The 17,045-nt window shown below is 41.2% G+C and carries 9 protein-coding genes; all 9 read left to right on the top strand.

Annotation, left to right across the window (positions count from 1 at the left end):
* The 9 genes from glgA (V6C17_RS07270) (at position 1) to V6C17_RS07230 (ending at position 16,877) form a co-directional block, all read left to right on the top strand.
* Positions 1 to 1,437: a glycogen synthase GlgA gene (gene glgA, locus V6C17_RS07270; RefSeq protein ID WP_333521885.1), complete on the top strand. Its 1,437-nt coding sequence runs from the start codon at positions 1 to 3 to the stop codon at positions 1,435 to 1,437.
* A 182-nt stretch (positions 1,438 to 1,619) separates the two neighbouring features.
* On the top strand, positions 1,620 to 4,046 hold the full coding sequence (locus tag V6C17_RS07265) for a glycogen/starch/alpha-glucan phosphorylase (protein ID WP_333521884.1): 2,427 nt from the start codon (positions 1,620 to 1,622) through the stop codon (positions 4,044 to 4,046).
* A gap of 269 nt (positions 4,047 to 4,315) precedes the next feature.
* Positions 4,316 to 6,232 (top strand): 1,4-alpha-glucan branching protein GlgB, encoded by a 1,917-nt coding sequence (glgB, locus tag V6C17_RS07260; RefSeq protein WP_333521883.1) that lies wholly within the window; start codon positions 4,316 to 4,318, stop codon positions 6,230 to 6,232.
* Between the two features lie 45 nt (positions 6,233 to 6,277).
* On the top strand, positions 6,278 to 7,453 hold the full coding sequence (locus tag V6C17_RS07255; protein WP_333521882.1) for a glucose-1-phosphate adenylyltransferase: 1,176 nt from the start codon (positions 6,278 to 6,280) through the stop codon (positions 7,451 to 7,453).
* Positions 7,454 to 7,457: 4 nt separating this feature from the next.
* A complete protein-coding gene (gene glgD / locus V6C17_RS07250; RefSeq protein WP_333521881.1) occupies positions 7,458 to 8,570 on the top strand; it encodes a glucose-1-phosphate adenylyltransferase subunit GlgD in 1,113 nt (370 codons plus the stop codon).
* Entirely contained in the window at positions 8,571 to 10,016 is a 1,446-nt protein-coding gene (gene glgA / locus V6C17_RS07245; RefSeq protein ID WP_333521880.1) for a glycogen synthase GlgA, read from the top strand. It abuts the gene before it with no gap.
* 55 nt (positions 10,017 to 10,071) lie between these two features.
* A complete protein-coding gene (locus tag V6C17_RS07240) occupies positions 10,072 to 12,558 on the top strand; it encodes a glycogen/starch/alpha-glucan phosphorylase (RefSeq protein WP_333521976.1) in 2,487 nt (828 codons plus the stop codon).
* Between the two features lie 200 nt (positions 12,559 to 12,758).
* Positions 12,759 to 16,220, top strand: a complete 3,462-nt coding sequence (locus V6C17_RS07235; RefSeq protein ID WP_333521879.1) for a bifunctional glycogen debranching protein GlgX/4-alpha-glucanotransferase — start codon at positions 12,759 to 12,761, stop codon at positions 16,218 to 16,220.
* A 165-nt stretch (positions 16,221 to 16,385) separates the two neighbouring features.
* Entirely contained in the window at positions 16,386 to 16,877 is a 492-nt protein-coding gene (locus tag V6C17_RS07230) for a DUF134 domain-containing protein (protein ID WP_333521878.1), read from the top strand.
* Positions 16,878 to 17,045: the final 168 nt, after the last annotated feature.

Below are 17,045 nucleotides of genomic sequence, written 5' to 3'. Positions count from 1 at the left end.
ATGATGAAGGTATTATTTACGGCGGCAGAGGCAGTACCTTTTATTAAAACAGGTGGGCTAGGTGATGTCATAGGTTCCTTGCCCAAGGAGTTATCACGCAATGATATTGATGTGCGAGTCATTATGCCTCGCTATCGAGATATAGCACCAGAATATCTTGACAAAATGGTCGTCACCCACAGGATTATTGTTCCTGTGGGCTGGCGGCAGCAAGTTTGTGATATATCTTGTTTAGAGTATGAAGGGGTTACTTTTTATTTTATCGGCAATGAGTATTGCTTTGACCGTCCAGGCTTATACGGCTTTCCTGATGATAGTGAACGCTTTGCCTTTTTTTGCCGAGCCGTTCTTGAGGCACTTCCGCATATTGAGTTTCGGCCAGACATACTGCACTGCCATGATTGGCACAGTGGTATGATTAGCGTGCTGCTTGAAGCTCATTACCGTGAAAATCCATTTTATTCAGGGATAAAAACTATATTTACAATACATAACCTTGCATACCAGGGCAATTTCCCAAAAGAAATCCTGGGAGATCTGTTTAACTTAGGCTGGGAGTTCTTCAACCCTGAGGGTGTAGAATTTTCCGGTCAAGTTAGCTTTATGAAAGGTGCGCTCAATTTTTCAGATTATATAACAACGGTCAGCGGTAATTATGCTGAAGAAATTCTGCAGCCTGACCGAGGACAGAATATGGACGGGCTGCTTAGAAGTCGGCGTAAGCACCTAATTGGTATTAGGAATGGAATTGACTATAGTGAATATAATCCCGCGAAGGATAGTTTAATCTATACCAGATTTGACGCTCGTTCGTTACGCCGTCGCCGGGAAAACAAGCTTAAACTGCAAGAAACTTTGGGACTATGGATTAGTGAAGATATTCCTGTTATAGGGTTAGTTGCGCGATTAGTACACTCAAAAGGATTTGATCTAATATCTCAAGTTCTCGAAGAAATACTGGCGCTTAATACCCAAATTGTACTGCTAGGTCAAGGCGAAGAAGGCTATCAAAAATTATTTGAAGATGCAGCGGCTAAATATCCGGATCGAGTTTCGGCAAATATTACATTTAGCAATGAGTTAGCCAGACAGATTTATGCCGGGGCGGATATTTTTCTAATGCCTTCTCAATATGAACCCTGTGGTTTAAGCCAGCTCAATGCAATGCGCTATGGTTGTATCCCGCTGGTGTTTGCTACAGGAGGGCTAAAAGAAACGGTTGAACCATTTAACTATCAGACTGGCGAAGGAACTGGGTTTGTTTTTTCAGAGTATGAAGCAGAACAATTACTATTTACGGTAAAAATGGCAACTGAAGTTTATAGAAACAAAAAGGCCTGGAATAAATTAATTCGGTCAGCTATGAAGAGTGACTTCAGTTGGCGACAATCTTCACAGCAATACAAAGCCCTTTATGGTGAGTTAATCAATAAATGAGCTTTGGTTTGGGTGGGACTTAGCCAGAGGCTGGTCAGCGGATAAATAGAATTAACCAAAAATCATGCTTCAGAATAATATATACAGCTCACAGCATACCATGGAGTATTGTGTTAATTTCTTAACGACACACTTAAGCCAGATTTATTGGCACGGGAGGTATATTTTCAGGAGGTGATTTCTTGCTGTTAAATAAAGAAGAATTTAAAGATGCTTTTATCAATAAGCTGCAGACTATGTGCGGCAAAAGTATTGATGAAGCGTGCAATAATGATAAGTACATAGCGCTCGCTAGTGTTGTGCGCGATTGTATTAGTAGTAATTGGATTCAAACAAATAAGATGTATCGAGATGTTGGCGAAAAGCAAGTCTATTATTTCTCTATTGAGTTCCTTATGGGCAAACTGCTTGACTGTAATTTAATTAACACAGATCTCAAGACAATATGCAGTGAAGGTTTAAAAGACTTAGGGATAAATTTGGATGAGATTCTGGCTGAGGAACCGGACGCCGGCTTAGGCAATGGCGGCCTCGGGAGACTTGCTGCCTGTTTTCTTGATTCGCTTGCTGCTCTCAACCTTCCAGGACATGGCTGTGGTATTAGATACAGATACGGCTTGTTTGAACAGAAGATTGTGGATAACTATCAAGTCGAACTACCAGATAATTGGCTCAAGGACGGTTATATATGGGAATTCAGAAAAGCGGATAAAGCGGTAGAGGTTAGGTTTGGTGGCAATGTTTGTTGCAGTGAATGCAGCGGCAAACTGAATTTCTGCCACGAAAACTATGAAAGTGTTAAGGCCGTACCCTATGACATTCCAATTATCGGTTATAAGAATAACACAGTGAACACACTTAGACTTTGGAATGCTGAACCGATGCAGGTGGATTTTGACTTGTCCTCATTCAATCACGGAGATTACCTTAAAGCAGTGCAATATAAACAGTCTGTGGAGAGGATCTGCAAAATCCTTTATCCGGACGATAGTTTCTATGAGGGAAGATTGCTGCGCTTGAAGCAGCAGTATTTTTTCGTATCTGCAGGTTTACAAAGTATCTTAAGGCGTTTTAAACGCCGCAAGTACAGCATTCATGACCTGCCTAACAAAGTAGCAGTCCATATAAATGACACTCATCCAGCACTGGCAATTCCAGAATTAATGAGGCTTTTACTAGACGAGGAGGGGCTGGGTTGGGAAGAAGCTTGGCAGATAACTACTGAGACAATATCGTATACTAATCATACAATTTTACCTGAAGCACTCGAGAAGTGGCCGGTGGAAATGTTTAAAACTCTGCTGCCGCGGATTTATATGATTGTCGAAGAGATAAATCGGCGTTTTTGCGAACATTTGTGGAATAGATACTCTAGCTGGGATAAAATTCGCGCAATGTCAATTATTGTTGATGATCAGGTGCATATGGCCCGGCTGGCAGTAGTGGGCAGCCACAGTGTGAATGGTGTCGCGCAGATTCACTCAGATATTCTTAAAAACCACGTTATGGCCGACCTGCACGATTTTTATCCATATAAATTTAATAACAAGACCAACGGCATTACACATCGCCGCTGGCTGATAAAAGCAAATCCAGAGTTAGCTAAGCTCATTTCAAGTGCTATTTCTCCAAAGTGGATTAATTCCCCCAATGAGCTTGAAAGGTTAAAAGACTTTGCCACAGATGCCGTGTTTCAGCAAAAGATAGTTGATATCCGGCAAAGTAAAAAACTGCATTTGGCAAAGTATATAAAAAACAAATATGATTTAACCATAAATACTGATTCGATATTCGATATTCATATTAAGCGGATTCATGCCTATAAACGGCAGATTCTTAATGCGCTGCATATACTTGATTTATATAAGCGATTGAAAAGTAATCCTAATCTTGATATAACTCCCAGAACCTTTATTTTCGCCGGTAAAGCCGCACCAGGCTATTATATTGCGAAGCAGACGATAAAACTTATTAACATCATGGCGTCTTTAATTAATAACGACAAAACTATTAACGATAAGTTAAAAGTAGTTTTTTTAGAAAACTATAGTGTATCGTTAGGTGAGATGCTGTTTCCGGCAGCTGATGTCAGTGAGCAGATCTCTACCGCCAGCAAAGAGGCTTCAGGAACGGGAAATATGAAATTTATGATGAACGGCGCAATAACTATAGGTACTCTCGATGGTGCAAATGTTGAGATAAGGGATGCAGTTGGTGATGACAATATAATCATTTTTGGGCTTAAGGCTGAGCAAGTACTTGATTATTATAGGAACGGAGGGTATTGTGCTTGGGATGTCTACAATAGCGATAATCGCATCAAAGTAGCACTAGATCAGCTTGTCAACGGGTTTTTTCCAAACGAGAAAGAAGAATTCCGCCCGCTGTATGATTATCTGCTGCTTAATAATGATGAGTTTTTTGTTTTAAAAGATTTTGCTTCCTATGCTGATGCCCATTGTAAGCTGGAACAGAAGTACAATAATAAGCCTGAGTGGCTTAAAATGAGTATAATTAACATTGCAAAATCCGGCATGTTTTCTAGTGACCGTACGATTAATGAATATGCTTCAGGAATCTGGGATGTTAATCCGGTGATAATTCCGTAGAAAAGGTCGAGCTTTAATCGAGCCTAGTTTAATGGTTTTCAGAGGGCGGGATCCAACCCGCCCTTTTTGATCTGACTAAGTACTGGAGTTAGTGTGAGCTAAGTAATTAATAAAAATAATTATTTGATAGTAATTTTGGGAAGGTTTTTTTGGGAGAATTTCCGAAGATATTCCAATAACTACAAATGTTGAAAAATGATCAGTTTAGATATATAGGAATTTGATATAAGAATAGATATTGCCGTTATTAAACTATAGGAGGCAAAAGTGTGGCAATTTCACCGCTTGATAAGAGTGATCTCTATTTATTCCATGAGGGAACAAACTATCGCAGTTATCGGATGCTAGGTGCCCATGTTACTGAGATCGACGGCGTAAAAGGTATCCGCTTAGCCGTGTGGGCTCCGAATGCAGCAGCAATCAGCGTAGTCGGGGATTTTAATAACTGGCAGGGGAATAATCACGCTATGAAGCTTTTGCCAGATAGTGGAATATGGGTTCTGTTTATAGCTGGATTGAATTTAGATATTACATACAAATATGAAATTACGACAGCCGCTGGTGAGTGTATTCTTAAGGCTGATCCATATGCCTTTGCTGCTGAAGTAAGACCGGCAACAGCTTCAAAAGTATTTCAGCTCGATGGCTACGAATGGAATGATAGTGAGTGGCAGATAAAGCAGTGTAAGCCTATTTATGAACGACCAATGCTTACTTATGAAGTTCATCTAGGCTCGTGGCGCTTCAACGCTGATGGACAGCCCTTAAACTATCGTGATTTAGCGGATCAATTGGTTGATTATGCAGCTGACTTAGGGTATACCCATATCGAGCTTATGCCAATTATTGAACATCCTTTTGATGGTTCATGGGGCTATCAGGCGACAGGTTTTTTTGCGGTAACAAGCCGTTATGGCACGCCGCATGATTTTATGTATTTTGTTGATTGCTGCCATAAGCGGGGGCTTGGCGTTATTTTAGACTGGGTACCTGGTCATTTCTGCAAGGATGACCACGGGTTAAGACAGTTTGACGGAACGGCTCTTTATGAGCCAAACGATATAGCTAGAGCTGAAAATGCTGAGTGGGGCACAGCAAATTTTGATTTTGGTCAGCCAGAGGTGCTGAGCTTCCTGATATCGAATGCGCTTTTTTGGTTTGATGTATATCATATTGATGGGCTCAGAGTGGATGCAGTAGCAAATATGCTGTATCTAGACTATGGCCGAAACCCAGGGCAGTGGCAGCCCAATCGCTATGGTGGAAATGGCAATCTTGAGGCAATGGATTTTATACGCAAATTAAATGAAGCCGTCTTTAAAAACTATCCTACTGCCTTAATGCTTGCGGAAGAGTCGACATCATGGCCGATGATTTCAAAACCTACCTATATGGGCGGGATGGGGTTTAATTTTAAGTGGAATATGGGCTGGATGAATGACATGCTTCGCTATATGGCGATAGATCCAATCCATCGCAAATGGAATCATAATCTAGTGACCTTTTCCTTTATGTATGCCTTTTCAGAAAACTATGTGCTGCCGTTATCGCATGATGAAGTTGTGCATGGAAAAAGGTCATTAATTGAAAAAATGCCTGGTGACTATTGGCAGAAGTTTGCTAATCTGCGGGCGTTTTATGGCTATTGGATGGCTCATCCCGGCAAGAAGCTGCTATTTATGGGCGGAGAATTTGGACAGTTTATCGAATGGAAATATTACGACAGCCTAGATTGGCACTTGCTGGACTACCCTATGCATAAGAAGCTTCAGGATTATACAAGGGCTTTAAACAAATTTTATTGTGAGCAGGCGGCTTTATGGGAGATCGACTGTGACTGGCAGGGGTTTGAATGGATTGACTGCCAGGATTACAACCAAAGCATTATAGCCTTCATGAGAAAAAGTCGAAAGTCAGATGATTATTTAATTGTAGTTTGTAATTTTACTCCAGTAGTTCATGACGATTATCGAATTGGCGTGCCGGAAAACATAAGTTACGCCGAGGTGTTTAATAGTGATTGGGAGGAATTCGGCGGGTCGGGACAACGAAACGGTACAATCATAGAAGCTAAGAAAAATGCTTGGCACAATAAACAGTATTCGATTGATTTGAAGCTGCCGCCACTTGGCGTAATATATCTAAAACCACGCCTAAATGACATAAATATGGCTAGTGACAAGTAAAGCCAGCAAGAATAAACGGTAATTTACTATGAAGAGGGGATAACAATGCGCAAAAAAGAATGTGTTGCGATGCTGCTTGCTGGTGGACAAGGCAGCCGCTTAGGGCTCCTAACTAAAGATTTAGCTAAGCCGGCGGTTCCTTTTGGCGGGAAATACCGGATAATCGATTTTGCACTAAGCAACTGTCACAATTCAGGCATTGATACTGTAGGCGTGCTTACGCAGTATAAGCCGCTCGCCTTAAACAGCTATATTGGCATTGGCAGTGCTTGGGATTTAGATCGAAATGACGGTGGTGTCTATGTGCTGCCGCCATACGTACGGGAGCAGGGCGGTGAGTGGTACAAAGGTACAGCAGACGCTATTTATCAAAACATCAACTTTATTGATAGCTTCGATCCTGAGTATGTATTAGTGCTGTCAGGTGACCATATTTATAAAATGGACTATTCCCTAATGCTTGACTATCACATTGAGAAAAACGCTGATGCAACTATTGCAGTAATAGCTGTGCTGTGGGAAGAAGCAAGCAGATTCGGAATTATGAATACCGATGAGGATAAGCATATCATCGAATTCGCGGAAAAGCCTAAAAACCCCAAAAGCAACCTGGCCTCAATGGGTATTTACATATTCAATTGGGCGGCATTAAGAGAGTATCTTGAGGCAGATGGCAGTGATGCAGCTTCAAGTCATGATTTCGGTAAAGATATTATTCCCAAGATGCTTAATGAAGGGCGCAAAATGCTCGCATATCCCTTCAGCGGTTATTGGAAGGATGTTGGAACAATCGATAGTTTTTGGGAAGCAAATATGGATTTATTAACAGATCCGCCCCAGTTCGATATTTATGATGCCAGCTGGCGCATATACTCAGTAAATCCGGTGAGGCCGCCTCATTATTTATCGACTTCTGCAAAGGTTCGCAGCTCAATTGTCAGTGAGGGATGCCAAATTTTTGGTGAAGTTGAGCATTGTGTTGTGTTTCCGGGCGTATACATAGGAACAGGAGCAAAAGTAACTAACTCGGTAATTATGCCTGAGGCCACAATTGAAGCAGGCGTAATTATTGACAAAGCCATTGTGGGCGGAAAAGCTGTGATTAAGCAAGGCAGCACTATATGTAATAAGGCTGGCAAAAGCCAAGAGATTGCTGTTGTAGCAGAGGAAATGGTTGTTTCTCCTGGAACTGAAGCTCAGCTTTGCGGAGAGGAGAAATAAACATATGGATGCAATGGGAATTATTAATTTATATAATTCTAAAGAATCACTAGCTGAGTTAACACTGCATCGCCCTTTGGCGGCCGTGCCGTTTGCCGGGCGATATCGGCTTATCGACTTCCCTCTGTCTAATATGGTTAATTCAGGAATATCTAGTGTAGGCATAATGGTTCATAATAAATACCGCTCATTAATGGATCATCTTCGTTCAGGGAAGGAATGGGATCTAGCCCGTAAGCGAGATGGTTTGGCAATTTTACCTCCGGCATATGCCAATCATCCTGAGGGCAAACAGCTTGGTGATATCGAGAATTTCCACAGTAATTTGGACTATATCTCCCACAGCAGGAACAAGTATGTTGTCATAGCAGGAGCCAGTATGGTCTATAATATCGATTTAACGGCTGTAATAAAGTTTCACGAAACCAATAAAGCTGATATAACAGCAGTCTACAGCAGTAAGGAACAACTGCAGGATGGTGCCGTGCGAACGCTTTTGCGGGTGGATAGCAGCAATCGTATTATTGACATGCAGGTGAAAAGCGGTACTTGTCCAGATAACCATTTATCTATGGACTTATATATAATGGAGCGTAAGTTACTAGTAGACTTGATTGAGAACTGTGCGGCTCGCGGTGATTACGATTTTGTTAAACACTGTTTAATTAAAAACATCGGCAATTTAAAAATGTTTGGGTTTAAGCACCAAGGTTATTTAGCTCACATTAGTTCAACTCAGAGTTATTTTAAGCACACGATGGAGCTGTTAAAACCAGAAATTTGGGAAGAATTATTCTTTACTCCAAATTTAATTTATACAAAAGTTAAAGATGAACCGCCTGCTAAATATAAAGCAGAAGCTATAGTAGTTAATTCACTTGTTGCTAATGGCTGCTACATTGAAGGCAGGGTTGAGAACAGTATACTATTCCGAGGAGTCAGAGTAGAAAAAGGCGCTTATATAAAAGATTGTATTATCATGCAAAAAGGGCTGATTGCCAGCGGTACCACGCTACAGAACGTTATTTGCGATAAAGATGTACAGATACAAAGTGGCCGCAGTCTTAAAGGAGAGCCTAGTTATCCTATAATTATAAAGAAAGGAATGGTGATATAAATGTTAAAGGTACTGTTTGTAGCCGCTGAGGCTGTTCCTTTTATTAAAACAGGAGGTCTAGCTGATGTTGCCGGCTCGCTGCCTAAGCAACTAAGAGCAGAAGGGGTAGATGTGCGAGTTATAATCCCTAAATACAGCGGTATTCCGACGCAGTATAGAGAGCAAATGACGTCAATACATCAAACTACTGTTTCGGTTGGGTGGAGACAACAGTACTGCGGTGTCGAAAAACTAGAATATGACGGCGTTCCGTTTTATTTTATTCATAATGAAGATTATTTCAAACGTAATGGTTTGTATGGCTACGATGACGATGCTGAGCGGTATGCATTTTTCTGCCGGGCTGTACTTGACGTACTTCCGAACCTAGACTTTATCCCTGATGTTATACATTGCAATGATTGGCATACAGGCATGGTCAGTGTCTTTTTAGAGGCGCATTATCGATCAAGACAAGAATATCAGAATATCCGCACTATGTTTACCATCCATAACCTTCGCTATCAAGGGGTATTCCCTAAAGAGATAATGCCGGATTTATTAAGCCTAGGCTGGGAATACTTTAATATAGAAGGCTTAGAATTTTATAATCAAGTCAGCTATATGAAAGGCGGATTGGTGTTCTCTGACATTATTACTACTGTAAGTTCTACATATGCTGAGGAGATACAATACGAATACTTTGGCGAAAAACTAGATGGATTACTGCGCAAACGCCGGGCAGATATAGTAGGGATAGTTAATGGTATTGACAATGACTTGTATAACCCAGCAACCGATCCTCATATCCCGATTAATTTTGATGCGAACTCACTTGATCTAAAGTGGGAAAACAAAGTCAGGCTGCAGGAACGACTAGGATTACCAGTTAAGCGAAGCACACCGCTTATTGCTATTGTATCGCGGCTGGTAGCTCCCAAGGGTCTTGATTTAATCGCTCATATAATAGATGAGCTTATTGCTGGTGAAGATATTCAGCTAGTGGTGCTTGGTACGGGTGAAGAATGTTTTGAATCCCTTTTCCAACAGGCCGCCTGGAAATACCCGAATAAGGTTTCTGCTAATATTTGCTTTGATGAAGCTCTAGCGCATCAGGTGTACGCTGCTTCAGACATTTTCCTCATGCCATCGCAGTATGAACCTTGCGGCATTGGGCAGCTTATTGCACTAAGATATGGGGCACTTCCGGTAGTACGTGAAACTGGAGGGCTTAAAGATACCATAATGCCTTATAACAAATACACTGGGGAAGGCAATGGGTTTTCCTTCGAAAGTTATAACGCGCATGACTTGTTGTTTACAGTAAAAAAGGCTTTGGGCTTATTTTATGATAAGCCAATATGGTCAAAGATTGTCCAAAACGCTATGCAGTCTGATTATAGCTGGAGGCAGTCAGCTCAGCAGTATAAAGCTATTTATACTAGCTTACATAATAACGGAGGATAAACATTTGCAGATAAGCAAGAAGCGGTCAGGCCAGACTTACTTAGATGTCGCTGGTATTGATTGTGAATCAGGCAATGACTTTAGCGAGACTGGCAACAGTGAAGTTGAGAAATTTCAAACGATGTTTTTAAATAAATTAACAGCTGTTCATGGCGTATGCTTGCAGCAAGCATCGCCATGGCAGCAATATACTGCCTTAGCTGCTGTTGTTCGTGACCTGATTGGAGCTGATTGGCAGCAGACCAAACAGCTTTATGCAACAAGTGAGACTAAACAAGTCTATTATTTGTCAATCGAATTTTTGCTTGGCCGTTTATTAGGTTCTAATTTGCTTAACTTAGGTCTATATGATGTGGCGGATAAAGCTCTTAGTAAACTCGGAATATGTATCAATGAACTTGAGCAAGCCGAGCCAGATGCCGGTTTAGGTAATGGTGGTCTAGGCAGGCTTGCTGCTTGTTATCTAGATTCAATGGCCTCAGGGAGTTTGCCAGGGCATGGCTGTGGGCTGCGTTACAAATACGGTCTTTTCGAGCAAAGATTTGTAGAAGGCATGCAATATGAATACCCTGATGGTTGGTTAAAGGATGGCTATGCTTGGGAATACCGCCGGCCTGATGACGCGGTAGAAGTAATGTTCGGCAAAGATGAAATTGAAACTGTTCTCGCAGTGCCGTATGACGTGCCGATAATTGGCTACCAGAATAATGTGGTAAATACACTTCGTTTATGGAGTGCCGAGGCAGCGATAGGTTCGTCAGCCTGTTTAATTGATGGGCATCAAGATTGCCAAAGTGAGATTGACAATTGTAATTCAATAGAAGCTATAACGAATATTCTTTATCCAGACGACAGTACCTACCAAGGTAAAGTGCTTCGGCTTAAGCAGCAGTATTTACTGGTATCAGCAAGCCTAAAGAGTATTCTGCGGGATTACAAGGCTCAAAACAGGCCAGTTAAGGATTTAGATAAATATGTTGCTATTCACATCAATGACACTCATCCTGCGTTAGCCGTTCCCGAGCTAATGAGAATATTACTGGATGAGGAGCATATAGCCTGGGATAGGGCGTGGTCCATTACTATAAATACTCTATCCTACACCAACCATACCGTTTTGCCGGAGGCTTTGGAGAAATGGCCGGTTGATATGTTCAAGGCGCTGCTGCCTAGGATATATGAAATAATAAATGATATCAATGAACACTTCTGTCATGATTTATGGCTGTGTTATCCAGGGGAATGGGACAAGATTGCTCAAATGGCTGTAATTGCTGACAATCAAGTTCACATGGCTCATCTCGCGATTGTTGGAAGTCACAGCGTCAATGGTGTAGCCAAGCTTCATACAGAAATTCTAAAAACACAGGTTATGAAAAACTTCTCTGACTATTATCCAATTAAATTTAATAATAAAACAAACGGTGTAGCTCATCGACGCTGGCTGATTAAAGCTAATGCTGCACTTGCGAAAACTATAACAAAAACAATAGGTGAAGACTGGCTTAAACAACCAGCTGCTTTAGCGGAATTTGCAAAGTATGCCGACGATTCCGGTTTGCAGCAGGATATTGCTGCAGTAAAACGCACTAACAAGCTAAATCTGGCTAAATATGTATGGGAAAAGTACGATATCAGACTGTCTGTTGATTCGATATTCGATGTACAGATAAAGCGTATTCACTCTTATAAGCGGCAGCTTTTGAATGCTCTGCATATTATGGACTTATATAACAAGATTAAGGCCCAGCCCAATATCGATATTACCCCGCGAACGTTTATTTTTGGGGGTAAGGCTGCTGCAGGCTATTACGAAGCCAAGGCGACAATAAAATTAATTAACACAATTGCTGGTATTATTAACAATGACAAATTGCAGGACAAGCTCAAGGTTATATTTTTAGAAGACTATAACGTATCTTTAGCTGAATTAGTCATTCCAGCAGCTGATGTTAGTGAACAAATTTCTACTGCTGGCAAAGAAGCATCTGGCACAGGCAACATGAAATTGATGATGAACGGAGCCATTACAATTGGGACATTAGATGGTGCTAATATTGAGATCAAAGAAGCTGCTGGTGAAGATAATATTTTCATCTTTGGTTTGACGGCGAATCAAACAACTGATTTTTATAAATATGGCGGTTACCATTCGTGGGATATCTACCATAGTGACGATCGAATTAAAACAGTTATGGAGCAGCTTGTTAACGGCTTTATGCCAGTTCCAAAGGATGAATTTTCAGTCTTCTACAGTTCCTTGCTTCATGAGAATGATCAGTATTTTGTCTTGAAAGATTTTAATGCTTATGCCGAAGCACATCAACGCCTTGATAACAGATTTAAGGATCAGGCAGCGTGGCGGCGAATGGCGATAAATAACATCGCACAGTCTGGACGATTTGCAATCGACCGAACCTTTGCTGAATACTCAGAGGATATTTGGACAGTCAATCCAGTACGTCCGCAAGAGGAAACCAATGAGGCGACATTGGACAAGGCTTGTGCTAGAGACAGCCGCGCCAGCATATTAATGCAATAGTCTATTGTGATAATTGGGGTATTTAAAATGGGAAACGTTTTCTTGAACCACAGAGTACACAGAGTACGCGGAGGGCTACGAAGTAGCTTATTTTGAGCGATGTCATCGCGCTAATTTTAAAATAATATCCGCATTCCCTTGCGTACTCTGCGGTTAGTCGGTCAACGCCTTTTTATTACGCCAGAAGGTGAGGTATTGCTATGAATCAAAATTGGCTGTTTCACAATTCGCAATCGCTAGCCTACCGCAGCCCCTTTGGGGCTGTTTGTTGTAATACTGAGATAACGCTCCGCTTGCGGATATTATCATCAAGTCAGCCGGAATCGGTAGTATTAAGAATATGGCAAGACGGATTAGGAGAGCAAAAGCTGGATATGCTCTCAGATAGTAAAACAAATTCCGATAACCTTTATAAATTAAAACTAACGGTGCCGGAAAAGAGTTGTGTTATTTGGTATTACTTCATAGTTATAGTTGGCGGCAAGACCTTTTATTATGGCAATAACCATGCAGGTTTAGGCGGAAGTGGCGATATCTATGATAGCCCACCGCCGTCATTTCAGATTACTGTATACCAAAAATGTGCTGTTACGCCTAATTGGTTTAAAGAGGCAGTAATGTACCAGATATTCCCGGATAGATTCTGTAATGGTGAAGCTGAAGGAAAAGTATTGGCTCCTAAAAAGGGCTCGGTAATTCATGCTGACTGGAGCAACACCCCATACTATATTAGAGATGTTGATACCAAAGAAATCGCAGCATATGATTTCTTTGGCGGAAATTTGCGCGGCATTATAAATAAGCTGTCCTATTTAAAAGAACTAGGGATTAGTGTAATTTATTTGAATCCAATATTTGAGTCACCCAGCAACCATCGTTATGATACTGGTGACTATCATAAAGTTGATTCCATGCTTGGCGATAATGAATTATTTGCTGAACTCTGTACGAAAGCTAAAGAAGTTGGAATTGAGATAATCTTAGATGGTGTCTTTAGTCATACTGGAAGTGACAGCATTTATTTTAACAAGTACGGTAATTATAAAAGTATTGGGGCGTTTCAGTCTCAGGCCTCACCTTATTATAAGTGGTACAGGTTCAGCCAGTATCCTGATAAGTATGAGAGCTGGTGGGGCATAGATACACTGCCGAATACAGAGGAAAATGAGCCTTCATTCGTTGATTTTATTATTAGTGGCGATAATAGTGTCTTAAAATACTGGCTGAAGCAAGGCATTAAAGGCTGGCGGCTTGATGTTGTGGATGAATTGCCGGATGAATTTGTAAGGACTTTTGCCAAAGAGATGAAATTAATAGACCCAGATGCAGTGTTGATCGGCGAGGTGTGGGAAGATGCATCACATAAAGAAAGCTACGGTAAGCTGAGGGATTATTTAGGCGGCAGTGAACTTGACTCGGCTATGAATTATCCTTTTCGTAAGATTCTGCTCGACTTTATTTTAGGCCATGCCGATAGCAGCATCACTCATCGTTCGCTCATGAGTCTATACGAGAATTATCCAAGAGAAAACTTTTATGCAATGATGAATTTAGTAGGTAGCCATGATGTTCCTCGTGTTCTAACCCTGCTTGGAGAAGCCCCAATGAATGATACATTTTCAATAACTAAGCAGAGCAAATTTAGGTTGAATGCCGAGCAGCGATGCCTCGCAAAAGCCAGACTGAAACTTTTAGCTTTATGGCAGATGACTTTCCCGGGAGTTCCAGCTATATACTATGGTGATGAGTGTGGTGTCGAAGGGTTTAAAGATCCGTTTAATCGAAGTACCTACCCGTGGGGGCAGGAAGATCTAGAATTACTTAAGTGGTATAAACAAGTAATTAATCTTAGAAATAGCTATCCAGTTTTTAAGACAGGTGAATGGCTTCCGATATATGCTGAAGGTGATGTTTACGGCTATGCCAGGCGGATTATTAATGGAAAAGATCACTTCGGCCAGGAAAGACCTGATAACACGGCCCTTGTACTATTAAACCGCAGTAAAGATAGTGCGGCGAAGATAACCCTTGATGTCAGGGGATTATGCCGTGGAATTATGAAAGATGTCTTAAATGATGGGGGTGAAGCAGCAGTGCATGATGGTATTATTAATGTAGAATTGGCGCCACTGGAAGGCAAAGTTCTTTTGCAGCACGAGCATAGTCTGCTGGGGCGTCAATGTGGGATATTGCTCCATCCGACCTCATTGCCGTCAAAATACGGAATTGGAGACTTAGGGAAAGAAGCTTATGAATTTGTTAATTTTTTATATAAAAGCAAACAAAAACTATGGCAGATACTACCCTTAAACCCGGTAGGATTAGGTGAGTCTCCCTACCAGTCACCGTCAGCTTTTGCGGGTAATCCGCTCTTAATTTCGTTAGGAAAACTAGTTGGCGACGGCTTGCTAAGCGGTGTGGATGTGAAACTTCCGAAGCAATTTGACACTGATAAGGTAGAATTTGAAGCTGTTAAAGATTTTAAGGAAAGTTGTTTGCGAATTGCGTTTAATAGTTTCAAGCAGAAATTCGAGTCGTCTGTAGAATATGAGCGGTTTGTAAATGAAAACGCTATTTGGCTGCACGATTATGCCCTATTTATGGCTCTCAAAGAATATTTTAATGATTGCAGCTGGACTGAATGGCCTTACGAAATAGCTAGTCGCCAAGAGGGGGCGATGAGAGAATATCGTGAACTTCTGAGAGATGAAATTGGTTTTCACTATTTCCTGCAATTTGAATTTAATAAACAATGGCTTGCTTTAAAGCGCTATGCAAATCAATGGGGCATTAAGATAATTGGAGATATGCCAATATTTATAGCACATGATAGTGCTGATGTGTGGGCAAATCAGCAGCTGTTTGAGCTTGATAAGAAAGGCTTGGCCCAAAAGATTGCTGGAGTGCCGCCGGATTACTTCAGTGAAACTGGTCAACTATGGGGTAACCCGCACTATAATTGGCAAGAGATGGCCAACGAAGATTATAATTGGTGGCGTGAACGCTTTCAGGTTATGTTAAATCAGGTTGATATAATCAGGGTGGACCATTTCCGCGGCTTTGAAGCATATTGGGAAGTGCCGGCAGGAGAGAAAACTGCTGTCAATGGCAAGTGGATAAAGGGACCTGGTGCAAAGCTATTTAGTACACTGGAGCGATATCTTGGTAAACTGCCGATTATTGCTGAAGACTTAGGGGTAATAACCCCGGAGGTTGAAGACTTACGGGATGCTTTTTATTACCCGGGCATGAAAGTATTGCATTTTGTTTTGTCATGTGATGAGGAAGGTTGCTGCATTCCTTTTACATGTGATAAAAATAGTGTAGTTTATACAGGGACGCATGATAATAACACTACTCTTGGTTGGTATAAGCTAAATGTTGGCGAAGAAACTGAATATGCTGAGTGTATTAATAAAATGCTACAAATGGAAAACGCTGATCCGGAAGATGTTTGCTGGCGAATGATAGAATTTGCTTATAACACTAATGCAAATACTGTAATAATTCCAATGCAGGATGTTCTGTGCCTAGGCAGTGAGGCTAGAATGAATACACCGGGGACTGTCGGGGGGAATTGGCAATGGCGTTGCCGCAAGGAATGGCTTACGCCAGAACTTGCCGCTCATTTAGCATCGTTAGCAGGGCGCTACAAACGCTAGCATCTAAAAACAGGCAGCATTCTTCATACGGGCTGCCTGTTTTTGCGTTACATTATAAGTTGTAAAAAATCTACTTAAAAAGAGCTTAAATTTCATTGTATTTTTATCTAATTATAGGATATAATTTAATTGGGCATATGCCCAATTGATAAAGGAGAGTTTCGAATGCCCCGAAAACGTTGTTGTGGGATAGTTGAGGAAATTCCATATTGCCGCAGGTTTATTCCTGAAGGTGAAATGAATTCAGGGAGTATTGAGCTTTTTTTGGAAGAGCTTGAGTCGCTTCGCTTGAAGGATGTCGTCGAATTGGATCAAAGTGATTGTGCACTGAAGATGGGGCTTTCACGCAGTACTTTCCAAAGGGTATTAAACTCGGCTCGCAGGAAAGTGGCACTCGCTTTATTAGAAGGGCAGATAATAAATATTGAGGGAGGTAATTATATAATGACTAACAGAATTTTTGAATGCGTAGACTGTGCACATCAGTGGGAGGAGAAACCATGTACACTAGGTGGCAAACATGGTTATGAAATTGCTTGTCCGACTTGTGGCAGCATGAAGAAAGTTAAGTTAGAAAATGGGGTTAAGCATGCTTGCGGTGGGCACCAGCACGGTGATCATGAACATGGACATGGCTGCTGCAGTAACCACAAATAATAGTTAAAACTGTTTTAATTGGTATAGGAATCTTATGCAATTGCACGTCTGGTTTTTCGGCCGGATATGAAAGCAAGCTGTAATTATGAAGAAATATCGGTCTGACTTTCTTGAGATTTTGAAGGTTAGACCGATATTTTATTGTTGTACCTTTTTTTGATAATAGAA

It is taken from the genome of Dendrosporobacter sp. 1207_IL3150 (assembly GCF_036763085.1).
Taxonomy (GTDB): domain Bacteria; phylum Bacillota; class Negativicutes; order DSM-1736; family Dendrosporobacteraceae; genus JBAIYU01.
Note: the sequence above shows the minus strand (reverse complement) of the source record. Positions and strands in the feature narration are given on the sequence as shown.